This window comes from Pseudomonas sp. IT-P100, assembly GCF_949767185.1.
GTDB lineage: Bacteria > Pseudomonadota > Gammaproteobacteria > Pseudomonadales > Pseudomonadaceae > Aquipseudomonas > Aquipseudomonas fluorescens_B.
The window spans coordinates 179,264-191,896 of the sequence record NZ_CATKQK010000055.1 but is presented as its reverse complement, the minus strand read 5'-3'; the positions used below and the strand labels follow the sequence as shown (position 1 = coordinate 191,896).

Genomic DNA, 12,633 nt, shown 5'->3' with positions numbered 1-12,633 from the left:
GCGTTCAGTGTCGCTCGGGCCAAGGTCGCTATAGGGTCAGTAATCGGAACAGGGCGATCTTGTTGATCTCCGCCAGCGCGCATTTGAATTCGGTATCTGCCGAGTTGTGAATGCGCGTTTCGAACGCCGCGAGGATCTGATGCCGGTTGCTGCCTTTTACCGCCATGATGAAGGGAAACTTGAACTTGGCCTTGTAGGCGTCGTTCAGCTCGGTGAAGCGCTGGAACTCTTCGGCCGTGCATTGGTGAATACCGGCGCCAGCCTGTTCATTGGTGCTGGCTTCGGTGAGTTGGCCCTGAACGGCAGCTTTGCCGGCCAGGTCCGGGTGAGCGTTGATCAGGGCCAGTTGGCGTTGCTGATCGGCGCTCAACAGGATGTCGCTCATGCGCTGGTGCAGGGTTTCGATCTCGTCGATCGAGGCGTCCTGGCCCAGGTCGAAGGCCTTCTCGGCCACCCATGGCGAATGTTCGTAGATGTCGGCGAAAGCGGCGACGAATGCGTCGCGGCTCAGGGTCGAGGGTTTCAGTGTCTGGAACTGGCTCATTTTGCAGCCCCTTGGTACGGGTGGGTTTCGTGCCAGTGGCGAGCGATGTCGACGCGGCGGCTGAACCACACCTGTTCATGACTTTTAGCGTATTCGATAAAGCGCTTGAGCGAGGCCAGTCGGGCTGGACGGCCGATCAGGCGGCAGTGCAGACCGATCGAGAGCATTTTCGGCGCTTCGGCGCCTTCGGCGTACAGCACGTCGAACGCGTCTTTCAGGTATTCGAAGAAATCGTCGCCCTTGTTGAACCCCTGGACCTGAGTGAAGCGCATGTCGTTGGTGTCCAGGGTGTAGGGGATCACCAGGTGCGGCTTGCCGGTCGGGTTGTTCGGTTCCCAGTAGGGCAGGTCATCGTCGTAGGTGTCGCTGTCGTAGAGGAAACCGCCTTCTTCCATCACCAGGCGACGGGTGTTCGGCCCGGTGCGACCGGTGTACCAGCCCAGTGGGCGTTCGCCGGTGATTTCGGTGAGGACGCGGATCGCTTCGAGCATGTGCTCGCGTTCCTGCGCTTCGTCCATGTACTGGTAGTCGATCCAGCGGTAACCGTGGCTGCAGATTTCATGGCCGGCATCGACCATCGCACGGATCACGTCCGGGTGACGCTGGGCGGCCATGGCCACGGCGAAGATGGTCAGCGGAATGTCGAATTCCTTGAACAGTTTCAGAACCCGCCAGACGCCGGCACGGCTGCCATACTCGTAAAGGGATTCCATGCTCATGTTGCGCTCGCCTTGCAGCGGCTGCGCCGAGACCATCTCCGACAGGAAGGCTTCGGATTCTTTATCGCCGTGCAGGATGTTGCGCTCGCCGCCTTCTTCGTAATTCAGGACGAAGGACAGGGCGATGCGGGCATTGCCCGGCCAGTGTGGGTGAGGAGGGTTACTGCCGTAACCGATCAGGTCGCGTGGGTAGTCAGCGCTCACTGCAGTCTTCCTTCTTGTTCGTTGACAGTTTGTGTGGCGTGCCTGCAAGTGGGAAGTCAGGCTGGCGTCACAGCGATGGGCTGATTGTATACAACTTTATATCCACTTTGTAAGCCTGAATTTTCGCATTTTTCATCAACTGTCATCTTCACAGGTTATTGCAAGAAACCTGCCTGATTGGTCAGCTAATGGATGGAAGGTCCTCGGGTCGCATGGTTTACCCGCGGATTCGCTGGCAAATCCGGAATGGCGGTAGTCAGGCGAAAAATGTCGTTTTTATTGTGTACAATTTTTATTAAAAGTGTCTTAATCAGTCGCTCGCCGCAGCTTTTCGTGCTCCGAATCGGTGCGGTCTCCTTTTCAACTGACTTCAGGAGGCGCGAGGTCTGACTGCTCTACGCAGGCAGGCGCGCAGAATCAATGGGACGTTTGACTACACACGTTTTGGACGCTGCACACGGTTGCCCGGGCAGCTCGATCAAGGTCGAGCTGTACCGCGTTGAGGGCTCGCAACTGGAATTGGTCGCCAGCGCGATCACCAACAGCGACGGCCGTGTCGATGCTCCGTTGCTGCAGGGCGATGACTACCGCACCGGGGTCTATCAGGTTCAGTTCCATGCGGGCGATTACTACCGCGCCCGTGGCGTTCAGTTGCCTACGCCTGCGTTCCTGGATGTGGTGGTGCTGCGTTTCGGCATCTCTGCGGAGCAGGATCACTATCACGTGCCGCTGCTGATTTCGCCCTACAGCTATTCCACGTACCGCGGCAGCTGATCCCCCAAGCAGCTGCCTCCTCCGAGAAGCGACTGCGCATATAGCTTCTTTGGTCTTTCGCCCGCTCACACTGCGGGCTTTTTTTTGCCTGTAGAAAAAATCTCGCAGCCTCCTTGCACTCGACAGCTCCTACATGGAAACGCATTCCGCTGTAGGAGCTGTCGAGTGCAAGGAGGCTGCGAGCTTTTGGTCTTTAACGGCTCAACAGCGACGCAGCCCCTGCACCACTGAACAACCCCGCACTCACCCGGTTAAACCAGCTCTGCCCCTTGCCACTGCGCAGATACCGCGCCGCACCATGCGCACCGAGCCCGTAAGCCAATTTGCACAGCAGATCCAGCACGGTCCAGGTCGCGATCATTACCAGCAACTGCGGAAGGAACGGTTGCTCGGCGCTCAAGAACTGCGGCAGGAAAGCGGCAAAGAACAGAATGTCTTTCGGATTACTGGCACCCAACATGAACGCGCGCCCGAACAGGGCACGGAAGCGTGGAACCGGCGCAGCCTGAGGCACTTCAGCGCCGACCGATGGCAGGCGCGACTGCTGCCAGCTCTGCCAGGCGAGGTAGAACAGGTACAACGCACCGACGATTTTCAGCGCGCTGAACAGCTGTTCCGACGCCAGCAACAACGCGCCCAACCCCAGTGCCGACGCACTGAGCAAACAGATCGAAGCAAACACGCCACCCAGAAACGCCGGGTAAGAACGACGCAAGCCGTAATTCAGACTGTTGCTGATCATCAGCAAAGACAGGGGCCCCGGGATCAGGATCACCACCAGCGCAGCGCCGCTGAACAGCAGCCAGGTTTCCAGACTCATCACTTTCCTCCATTTGCACAAAAGCCTCACCCGACGGGGTGAGGCTGTTTTGAACCACTGTTTTTGAATCGTGTACGGCTTACAAGAAAATGAACTTGGCAATGAAGATCGCGCAAAGCACCCACAGACTGACGGAAATGTCCTTGTACTTGCCGGTGCCGGCCTTCAGCGCCACATAGGTGATGAAGCCCAGCGCAATTCCGTCGGCGACCGAGAAGGTCAGCGGCATCATGATCGCGGTGACGATCGCCGGAATGCTGTCGGTCGCTTCGTCCCATTCAATGTGCGCCATGCCACCCATCATCAGCATTGCTACATAAATCAGCGCGCCGGCGGTGGCATAGGCAGGGATCATGCCAGCCAGCGGGGCGAAAAACATGGCTGCAATAAATAGCGCACCTACGGTCACTGCGGTAAGACCAGTCCGACCACCCGCGGCGACGCCCGCGGCACTTTCCACATAGCTTGTTACCGGAGGAACACCCACTACCGCCCCGAATACGCTGGAGGCGCTATCGGCTTTCATGGCACGGGAAAGGTTTTCAATCCGGCCGTCCGCATTCACCAGGTTGGCGCGCTGGGCGACGCCCATCAGGGTGCCGGCGGTGTCGAACATGTGCACGAAGAGGAAGGCCAGCACCACGCTGATCATGCTGACGTTGAACACGCCGGCGACGTTCATGGCCATCCAGGTCGGTGCCAGGCTCGGCGGTGCCGACATGATCCCTTCGTAATGCACCAGGCCCAGGCCCCAACCGGCCAGCGTCACGGTGATGATGCTGATGAGGATCGCACCGAACACCTTGTGGTAGCTGAGCACGGCGATCATCAGGAAGCAGATGGCGGCCAGCAGCGGTCCAGGTTCGCGCAACGAGCCAAGCTTGATCAGGGTGGCCGGGCTATCGACGACGATACCGGCGGTTTTCAAGCCGATCAGCCCGAGAAACAAACCGACCCCCGCGCCCATCGCAAAGCGCAGGCTCACCGGAATGCTGTTGAGCAGCCATTCACGGATTTTGGAAAAGGTCAGGATCATGAACAACACCCCGGAAACAAACACCGCGCCAAGGGCGGTCTCCCAGTTGTAGCCCATGGTGCCGACCACGGTGTAGGTGAAGAAGGCGTTCAAGCCCATCCCCGGCGCCAGGCCGACCGGCCAGTTGGCGTACAGGCCCATCAGCAGGCAGCCCAGCGCGGCGGCGATACAGGTGGCTACGAACGCGGCGCCGTGATCGATCCCGGCGTCAGCCATGATGTTGGGGTTGACGAAGATGATGTAAGCCATGGTGATAAAGGTTGTCAGACCGGCAATCAGCTCGGTCTTCACCGTGGTGCCGTGCAAGCTGAGTTTGAAGATGCGCTCCAGCCAGCCATTGCGTAATGGCGGCGAGAGTTCGAGCGTCGGGGCTTCGGATTTGCGGCTTTCCACAGCGAGTACTCCTCAAGAGTTTTATTGTTATTTCCAGGGCCGGACCCATGAGGGTGGCAGCGGCCCTTTGAGGCATTCGCGAATTTGTTGACCTGTTAGTCAGGAACTCGCACGCAGTGGATTATGCTTTTGTATACAAATAATGCAAATAATGTTTTTGATTTTGTAGACGAAAAGTTCGCTGATAGGGATATATGGGCTTCGAGGGCCTCATCGCCAGCAGGCTGGCTCCCACAGGTTCTGTGTAAACCACAGATCACTGTGGGAGCAGCCTGCTGGCGATGGGGGCAGAACAGTCAATCAACAACAGCCTGACTTTTCCCAAGAGCCAGATTCACCGCCAACCACCCATTCACCGCCACCTCTCCAGCTTCGGCGAACACCCGCTCCAGCAATTTCACTTGCTCGCGCCTCAACGACTGCTCAAACCGTGCGCCATCCCCGGTCAGTTGCAGCAACCGTTTACGCTTGTCGGTCTCGGACGCAACGCTGTCCACCAGATGCATTTCCACCAACTGCCGCAACGGAATGTTCAACGCCTGCTTGCTCACACCCAACAACGCCAGCAATTCCTTGACGCTCAGGTTCGGGTAGCGGGCGATGAAAAACACGATGCGTTGATGCACCCGGCTCAAGCCGCGACGCTCGAGCATTTCGTCGGCCTTGGCGGTAAACGCCTGGTAGCCGAAGAAAAACGCTTCCATGGCCTGCTGTTGGGATATTGGATTTTTAAGGTCAAGCATGTTGACGTATCCGTTCGGGTTATCGTAATTTCGGTCAACCAGTTTGACTTATTTTCCTCTGGCCTCGCTACCGGTGACCCCCATGGCTTTTTCCGAACGTGTCTCGCGCCTTAAAAGTTCTCTGATCCGTGAAATCCTTGCCGCAGCCCAACGGCCGGAAGTGATGTCGTTCGCCGGCGGCCTGCCGGCCGAAGCCATGTTGCCAGCCGTCGAATGGGCCGACATGCCGCTGTCCATGGGCCAATACGGCATGAGCGAAGGCGAGCCAGCGCTGCGTGAAGCGTTGGCGGCGCAGGCGCGAGCATTGGGCGTGCCGTGTGAGGCCAGCCAGGTGCTGGTGGTCAGCGGTTCCCAGCAGACCCTCGATCTGGCGGCCAAGCTCTACATCGACAAAGGCACCGAGATCCTGCTTGAAGCGCCGACATACCTGGCCGCGTTGCAGATCTTTCAACTGTTCGGTGCCGACTGCATCACCGTGCCATTGGAGGCCGATGGTCCGAATCTGGTGGAACTGCGCGCGCGCCTGGAAAAGCACCGCCCTGCGTTCATCTACTTGATCCCGACCTTTCAGAACCCATCGGCGGTGCGCTACAGCGAAGCCAAGCGCGACGCCGTGGCAGCCTTGCTGGATGAGTTCGGTGTCACCCTGATCGAAGACGAGCCGTACCGCGAGCTGACATTCGACGGCGGCAGTGCCACGCCGATCGTCAGTCGTTTGAAAAAGACCAGCTGGATCTACACTGGCACCGTGTCGAAAACCCTGTTGCCGGGGTTGCGCGTCGGTTACCTGATTGCCAGTCCTGACCTGTTTCCGCACTTGCTGAAGCTCAAGCAATCCGCCGACTTGCACACCAATCGGGTTGGCCAGTGGCAAGCGCTGCAATGGATCGGTACAGAGAAATTCCAGCAGCACCTGAGTGAGTTGCGGGACTTCTACCGGGTTCGGCGGGACGCGTTTCAGTCGGCGCTGGAAACCCATTTCTCTGATCTGGCCGATTGGAACGTGCCGCAGGGTGGGCTGTTTTTCTGGCTGACATTGAAGCAACCGCTGGATACGCGGACGTTGCTCAAGGCAGCGTTGGTCGCGGATGTGGCGTTCATGCCGGGTGAGCCGTTTTTTCCCGAGCCGGATAACCATCCGGGGCATCTACGGCTGAACTTCAGCCATATCGATCCGGCGCGGCTGGATGAAGGGCTGCAGCGATTGGCGGCGGTGGTGCGTCAGGCGCAGGCGGCGAACGCAGCTTGAGGGGAGGGTAGAAACAAATAAACCGGCCATTGGGCCGGTTTATATTTGTCTGGATTTTGTGGCGTCCGTAAGGACACCGCCAAAACCTCAGGCTGCCGCAAACCGCTTATCCAGATAATCAATGATCACCTTGGATTCATACATCCAGGTGGTCTGGCCATTCTCTTCAATGCGCAGGCACGGCACCTTGATCTTGCCACCCTGTTCCAGCAGGGCCTGGCGATCCTGCTCGTTGTTCTTCGCATCACGCAGCGCCACTGGCACGTTCAAGCGACGCAAGGTGCGGCGGGTTTTCACGCAGAACGGGCAGGCGTGGAACTGATACAGGGTCAGGCTTTTGGCAGCCGTTTCGATCTGGGCCTGAGCAGCAGCGGGGCGCTGCTTCTTGCCGGGGCGGGTGATGAAATCGATGAAGATGATCAGTTGGCCAAGGCCGACACGAAGCGCTTTTACGAACACGGTATAAGCCTCACGGGGCGAAAGAAGGCGCGCAGCTTACCTGATTTTTCACAGACGAAAAAAAACCGGCGATGAATGCCGGTTTTCCTTGTGTTGCCAATTATTTGATCAGGCTGAGAAACTCGCTGCGGGTAGCCGCGTTTTCGCGGAACTCACCCAACATCACCGAAGTGATCATCGACGAATTCTGCTTCTCCACACCGCGCATCATCATGCACATGTGCTTGGCCTCGATCACCACCGCAACGCCCAGGGCGCCGGTGACTTGCTGGACCGCATCGGCGATCTGGCGGCTGAGGTTTTCCTGGATCTGCAGACGGCGGGCGTACATATCGACGATCCGCGCGACTTTCGACAGCCCCAGCACCTTGCCGCTCGGGATGTAGGCAACGTGGGCCTTGCCGATGAACGGCAGCAGGTGGTGTTCGCACAACGAGTACAGCTCGATGTCTTTCACCAGCACCATTTCGCTGTTGTCAGAGCTGAACAAGGCACCGTTGGTGACTTCTTCGAGTGTCTGTTCATAGCCGCGGCAGAGGTACTGCATGGCTTTGGCGGCACGCTTGGGCGTGTCGAGCAGGCCCTCGCGGGAGACGTCCTCGCCCAATTGGCCGAGAATCGCGGTGTAATTCTGTTCCAGTGTCACAGAGGCTGATTCCATAAGGGTTTCAGAGGGGTACTGTTTCTGTCTGTACCAATTGTGTGCCAATCAAGCTCTTTTCAGGCTTCCCGGGTTCACTCCAATCGCTGCTGGAGTTGCTCCATCGGGGGCAGGTCGATAGCAATATCTGAACGCCAAGACCGAGTTGAGTGGCAATAAACGCAGGGTTCATCCCCGACATGGGGCACATGGTAGCGTATGTGTGACGGCAGTTGTATTGCCAGCGGGCGCGAAGCCCAAAATCGGTCATTGCGGTCCGTAGGTGTTTTGTCGGTCACGCGGGCCTGTCGGATTTTATCCGCATCCCGCTACAACCTGTCGCCAGGCTGCAGCAGTGATGATTCCCTGAACCTTGTTTTGCTCATCTGGCCGAGCAGGTGGTATCAGGCGTGGGTGATCGACAGGTCGCTGATGATGCAGACAGAACCGTCTAGCGGGTCAGTGGTGTCGGAGTAATCGATCTGGTTATACACACCGCCGTGAAAGGCGAGAGTTTTCGTGTCCCAGGTGTTGTCCAGACGCATGATCGCGGACGTGGATTTGACGCCGTTACAGCTGGCCGATACAGAAACGGCGCCACTCGAGTTGGCGTGAATGTTGATTTTGAAAAGTGCGCCGAGCGGTACGTTCTCCAACACCGTCGAGTTGACCGGATCGTCCTGAAGGTAGCTTGATCGGAAACCCATGGTGATTTTTCCTTTGTTCCAGAACACCTTTACCGGAGGTCGTTCTGAACCCTTCACATGAATCTGGCCAATCACGACTTTCTGCAGCGAGTTGACTTTGGTCAGTCGCATTTCCTGGCGGTTCCAGTGGTCCGCCGCGCTGGAGAACAGCCAGTAACCTGGCTCCTTCCACTCACAGCGAGTTCGATGTGTGCTCTTGCTCGAGGCTCCAAGTGTCGGCGCCGTCATCTGCAGCGAACCATCATCAAGCATCGAGATGACGTCGGGGCATTCGATCAGCGCGCGCCAGCCGATGAGCTCAAGTGCAATCGGGTTGGTGTCGGAGATTGGCAGCGGGGTAGCGATGGTGAAGTTGCTGATGTCTACAGTCATGGTTTTTGCCTCAGTCCATTGATGTCGCTTTTGGCTCTGGTGAGCCTTGTGTTTGATGCAGGCCTACATCCCACTGCCCACTCAGTGAATGGGCAGAAGTGATAGTTGGCAGCCTCCGATCGATTTCCCGTTGGCTTGAAAACAAATATAGGCTTTCCCATATTCCAAGTAAACGGGTATTCCCATATTTTATTCCGTGCCTATATTTCAGGTGCAAAAAAAGCCCGCACTTGGCGGGCTACTTGTTGGCGTCGATTTGCCGTATTGTGTGTCATGGCACTGAACGTCACGCATCACCGCAATCCGGTTCACCGCGAATACATTGCCCACCAAAAGACATGGCCCAGGATCGCAATCTGCTGTTCCTGGATCTCGGCGAAGGTGTAGTCCTCGTCCGGATGCTCGTCACGGTTGAAGCTGCGCAAGCGGATGCCGGTTGGCAGTCGGTAGACTTGTTTCACGCGCAGTTGGCCGTTGTGGTTGATCGCATACATGTCGCCGTCGACGATGTCGCCCAATGAGTTCTTACCGATGTTCATGCCAACGGTGGCGCCGTCGCGCAGAACCGGGAGCATGCTGTTCCCGCTCACCACCACGCACTTGGCGTTGTCGAACTGCACGTTATTGTGACGCAGGTCTTTCTTGAAGAAGCGCAGCCTGGTGCTGTCGTTCTCTGCGATCACGAAACGGCCTGAACCAGCCGCCAGCTCGACTTCACGCAGGAAGGGGACATACACCTCATCGTCATCCAGGGGGGTGTTGTCGTCCCAAGGCTCGATGTCTGACATCGAAATGCCTGGAGGGGGGCGATTCAACGGAGCGGCATCGGACACGCCTTTAAGCATGTCACCGACACCTTCAGCCAGCCACATTGGTGATACGCCACACACTGACGCGATCTGGGCAACAAAGGCTGTTGCCTTTGATTTTCCGCGCTCGAGGTCGGAGATTGAGGTTTGCGTCAGCCCTGCGCGCTCGGCCAGCTCGGTCTGATTGAGCCTGGCGTGTTGGCGGGCTGTTTTGAGTCTATCTTTGAATTCCATCTGCGAAGTATTACGGGAGCTCCCATATCATTGCAAGCCGGGATCCCTGTACTGAGTGGTCAGCCTAAGCCAAACCAGCGTGGCGCAACGACTTTACTCGTCGCGACCTTCCATCATCGTTCGTTTAAGCATCACATAAACCGCTCCGGCGCCGCCGTGTCTGGCCTGGCACGAGGTGAAGCCGAGCACTTGTGAATGCTGGCGCAGCCAAGTGTTGACGTGGCTTTTGATCATTGGCCGCTTGCCGTCCAGGCGCACGGCTTTGCCGTGGGTGACGCGCACGCAGCGGATTTCGAATTTGGTCGCTTCGGCCAGGAACGCCCAGAGGGTTTCCCGGGCCTTCTCCACACTCATGCCGTGCAGGTCGAGGCTGCCTTCGAACGGGATCTGCCCGATCTTGAGCTTGCGCATCTGGCTTTCCTGAACGCCGTCGCGCGCCCACATCAGCTCGTCTTCCGGGCCGACGTCGATCACGAACTGATCGGACAGACCGTCAACGGTGGTGGCGTCTGTGCGCACGGTGGCAGCCTGGCGCAGCTTGGCGATCTGCGCGCGGTCAGCCTTGGGTTTGCCGGTTTCGGCGCGGTCGTGCTTGATCGGCTTGACGCCTTGGATCGCGCTTTTGAACAGGGAAAAATCGTCGTCTTGCATGTCAGCCTCCGCGAAGGGCGGCCAGTTTACCCAAGTCGAGACACGATCGATAACAATTGGGGCCCGAAGCGGGCCGAGCCATCAATTCAGTCGTGTTTTTTCATCAAATGCGGGGACATGTTCAGCTCTCGCGACTGGCGCGCGCGGCGACGGCAACGCCGCCACAGCCAGACGCCCAGGTAGAGCAGGAACAGACCGACCGCCAGAATGATTGCCGAGCCCAACGGGCTGGCGTTCAGTTCGCCGAGTGCCGGCGGGCGCCCCAGCAGGCTGGCGGCGCCGGCCATCGCCAGCAACACACCGCAGGTCGCCAGCAAGGCAGCAAAGGCTGCGCCGAATCGAAAACGCCAGTTGCTTTGGCCTTTGGGCCGCAAGCGGCGTGCGTCAAAACCATCGGATAACTTCATTCCGACCTTCCTCAATGGGTATCGGCCCTTCGACCGGGAGTTGACCGGGATGTTCCTGAGGCTATGACATTTACAGCTAATGAGAGGCTTTTGCGGATGAGCGGCGGCATGAACCGCTCATCAAGCGTCGATCAGATCAGATCTTGAGTCAGGGCAAGGGTGGCGAAGTTATCCGCCATGATCGCCATTTCGGTCTGCTGAACGTGGTCTGCGCTCAACACGCCGCCCTTGTAAGGCAAATCGCGGGTTGCGCAGGCGTCTTCAACCAAGGTGCAACGAAAGCCCAGGTTTTTCGCGGCGCGCACAGTGGTGCTGACGCTGGAATGACTCATGAAACCACACACGATCAGGTCCAGCGAACCCAGGTTCTGCAAGCGCTCCAGCAGCTCGGTGCCGTGAAACGCACTCGGCAGCAGTTTGCCGATGATGGTTTCGTCGGCCTGTGGTTCCAGGCCCGGGATGAACTCACCGCGTTCGCCTTGTGGGTCGAACAACCCGCCGACGGTGCCGAGGTGGCGTACATGCACAATGGGCCGGCCGGCTGCGCGGGCAGCGCTCACCAGTTGCTTGATGTTCGCGACGGCAGCATCCATGCCGACCAGGGCCAGGGGGCCGCTGAGGTATTCTTTCTGGGCATCGATGATGACAAGGGTCGCGTGACCCAGTTTGGCTGCTGCGTAACCGCGGCCGCTGAGTTGAAACATCGTTTGTGGAACGGACATTCTGGGGCTCCTTCGGGTGGGGCTTTTGCGACATTGTCCTCTGGCTGAGCGCTTCTGTGAATCGCTTCCATCGCAGGGGCCGTCGTTGCTGGCCCGCAGCGTTGTCAAGATACTCGTTTTGTTCAATAGCAAACGCGAAAAATGGAAGTGTCCTACCTCTGAGCCGATGTTTTTCCTGCGTCGTCGTGGCGCGTTTTGGCTGGTAGAATCGCCAGTCGTTTTTTCTGGAGTTTGCCCCCGTGATCACTTCCCGTCTTCGTACCCTGCGCGACCATATCCGTTGGGCCGTCAGCCACTTCCATGGGGAGGATCTGTTTTTCGGCCATGGGACCGACAACGCCTGGGACGAAGCCCGTCAACTGGTGTTGGGCGCGTTACACCTGCCGTGGGAAATTGCTGACAGTTACCTCGACTGCAACCTCGAAGAGGACGAGATCGTCAAACTGCAGCGCATGCTCAAGCGCCGTATCGAGGAACGCATCCCGACTGCTTACCTGCTGGGCGAGGCCTGGTTCTGCGGCATGTCGTTCATTGTCGACGAGCGTGTGTTGGTCCCGCGTTCACCGATTGGCGAGCTGATCGAAAAGCGTTTCGAACCGTGGCTCGGCGCCGAACCTGCGCGGATTCTCGACCTGTGCACCGGGTCCGGTTGCATCGGTATCGCGTGTGCCTATGAGTTCCAGAACGCCGAAGTGGTGCTGGCCGACCTGTCGTTCGAAGCGCTGGAAGTGGCCAATAAGAACATCGAGCGTCATGGCGCCGATGAGCGGGTATACACGGTTCAGGGCGATGGGTTCGACGGTTTGCCGGGGCAGCGCTTTGACTTGATCGTGTCGAATCCGCCTTACGTCGATGCCGAGGATTTCGCCGACATGCCGCAGGAGTACCAGCACGAACCCGAGCTGGGCCTGGCCTGTGGCGACGATGGTTTGAACCTGGTGCGCCGCATGCTCGCCGAAGCGGCGGATCACCTGACTGAGAAGGGCTTGCTGATTGTTGAAGTGGGCAATAGCCAGGTTCACGTCGAGGCGCTATACCCGGAGGTCGACTTCGCCTGGCTCGATTTCGAGCGCGGCGGTCATGGCGTGTTCATGTTGACGGCGCAGCAGTGCCGCGATCATCAGGCGTTGTTTGCTTCCCGCGTTTAATC

General features: G+C 58.3%; 15 protein-coding genes. 3 read left to right on the top strand and 12 right to left on the bottom strand.

Annotation, left to right across the window (positions count from 1 at the left end; translation table 11 throughout):
- Positions 1–28: 28 nt before the first annotated feature.
- Positions 29–544, bottom strand: coding sequence for a 2-oxo-4-hydroxy-4-carboxy-5-ureidoimidazoline decarboxylase (gene uraD, locus ACM6IQ_RS24825; RefSeq protein ID WP_414880086.1), 516 nt, complete (start codon positions 542–544; stop codon positions 29–31).
- Complete coding sequence (puuE, locus tag ACM6IQ_RS24820) at positions 541–1,467, bottom strand: allantoinase PuuE (RefSeq protein ID WP_017339773.1); 927 nt, start codon at positions 1,465–1,467, stop codon at positions 541–543. Before puuE ends, uraD begins: the two co-directional genes overlap by 4 nt.
- Before the next feature lie 420 nt (positions 1,468–1,887).
- Here puuE and uraH point away from each other — a divergent pair, with 420 nt between their 5' ends.
- On the top strand, positions 1,888–2,241 hold the full coding sequence (uraH, locus tag ACM6IQ_RS24815) for a hydroxyisourate hydrolase (RefSeq protein WP_017339772.1): 354 nt from the start codon (positions 1,888–1,890) through the stop codon (positions 2,239–2,241).
- Between the two features lie 193 nt (positions 2,242–2,434).
- Here uraH and ACM6IQ_RS24810 read toward each other — a convergent pair whose 3' ends face one another.
- From ACM6IQ_RS24810 to ACM6IQ_RS24800, 3 genes are all read right to left on the bottom strand, one after another.
- Positions 2,435–3,061 (bottom strand): LysE family translocator, encoded by a 627-nt coding sequence (locus tag ACM6IQ_RS24810; RefSeq protein WP_017339771.1) that lies wholly within the window; start codon positions 3,059–3,061, stop codon positions 2,435–2,437.
- A 79-nt stretch (positions 3,062–3,140) separates the two neighbouring features.
- Positions 3,141–4,490, bottom strand: a complete 1,350-nt coding sequence (locus tag ACM6IQ_RS24805) for an NCS2 family permease (protein WP_414880085.1) — start codon at positions 4,488–4,490, stop codon at positions 3,141–3,143.
- A 296-nt stretch (positions 4,491–4,786) separates the two neighbouring features.
- Positions 4,787–5,233, bottom strand: a complete 447-nt coding sequence (locus ACM6IQ_RS24800; RefSeq protein WP_017339769.1) for a MarR family winged helix-turn-helix transcriptional regulator — start codon at positions 5,231–5,233, stop codon at positions 4,787–4,789.
- An 82-nt stretch (positions 5,234–5,315) separates the two neighbouring features.
- Here ACM6IQ_RS24800 and ACM6IQ_RS24795 point away from each other — a divergent pair, with 82 nt between their 5' ends.
- A complete protein-coding gene (locus ACM6IQ_RS24795; protein WP_414880084.1) occupies positions 5,316–6,482 on the top strand; it encodes a PLP-dependent aminotransferase family protein in 1,167 nt (388 codons plus the stop codon).
- Between the two features lie 87 nt (positions 6,483–6,569).
- Here the strand turns inward: ACM6IQ_RS24795 and ACM6IQ_RS24790 are convergent, their stop codons facing one another.
- The 7 genes from ACM6IQ_RS24790 to ACM6IQ_RS24760 form a co-directional block, all read right to left on the bottom strand.
- The gene (locus ACM6IQ_RS24790) at positions 6,570–6,941 is read right to left on the bottom strand and encodes a glutathione S-transferase N-terminal domain-containing protein (protein ID WP_017339767.1); all 372 of its coding nucleotides are present in this window, start codon (positions 6,939–6,941) and stop codon (positions 6,570–6,572) included.
- A 100-nt stretch (positions 6,942–7,041) separates the two neighbouring features.
- Positions 7,042–7,587: a GTP cyclohydrolase I FolE gene (gene folE, locus ACM6IQ_RS24785; RefSeq protein WP_010456659.1), complete on the bottom strand. Its 546-nt coding sequence runs from the start codon at positions 7,585–7,587 to the stop codon at positions 7,042–7,044.
- 398 nt (positions 7,588–7,985) lie between these two features.
- Positions 7,986–8,660, bottom strand: coding sequence for a polysaccharide lyase family 7 protein (locus tag ACM6IQ_RS24780; RefSeq protein ID WP_084323848.1), 675 nt, complete (start codon positions 8,658–8,660; stop codon positions 7,986–7,988).
- Between the two features lie 308 nt (positions 8,661–8,968).
- The gene (locus ACM6IQ_RS24775) at positions 8,969–9,703 is read right to left on the bottom strand and encodes an XRE family transcriptional regulator (RefSeq protein WP_017339765.1); all 735 of its coding nucleotides are present in this window, start codon (positions 9,701–9,703) and stop codon (positions 8,969–8,971) included.
- A 93-nt stretch (positions 9,704–9,796) separates the two neighbouring features.
- Positions 9,797–10,354: a Smr/MutS family protein gene (locus ACM6IQ_RS24770; protein WP_017339764.1), complete on the bottom strand. Its 558-nt coding sequence runs from the start codon at positions 10,352–10,354 to the stop codon at positions 9,797–9,799.
- 86 nt (positions 10,355–10,440) lie between these two features.
- Positions 10,441–10,761, bottom strand: coding sequence for a hypothetical protein (locus tag ACM6IQ_RS24765; RefSeq protein WP_017339763.1), 321 nt, complete (start codon positions 10,759–10,761; stop codon positions 10,441–10,443).
- A 131-nt stretch (positions 10,762–10,892) separates the two neighbouring features.
- Entirely contained in the window at positions 10,893–11,483 is a 591-nt protein-coding gene (locus ACM6IQ_RS24760) for a cysteine hydrolase family protein (protein ID WP_017339762.1), read from the bottom strand.
- Between the two features lie 239 nt (positions 11,484–11,722).
- On the opposite strand from ACM6IQ_RS24760, the gene prmB reads away from it, so the two are divergent.
- The gene (gene prmB / locus ACM6IQ_RS24755; RefSeq protein WP_017339761.1) at positions 11,723–12,631 is read left to right on the top strand and encodes a 50S ribosomal protein L3 N(5)-glutamine methyltransferase; all 909 of its coding nucleotides are present in this window, start codon (positions 11,723–11,725) and stop codon (positions 12,629–12,631) included.
- Positions 12,632–12,633: the final 2 nt, after the last annotated feature.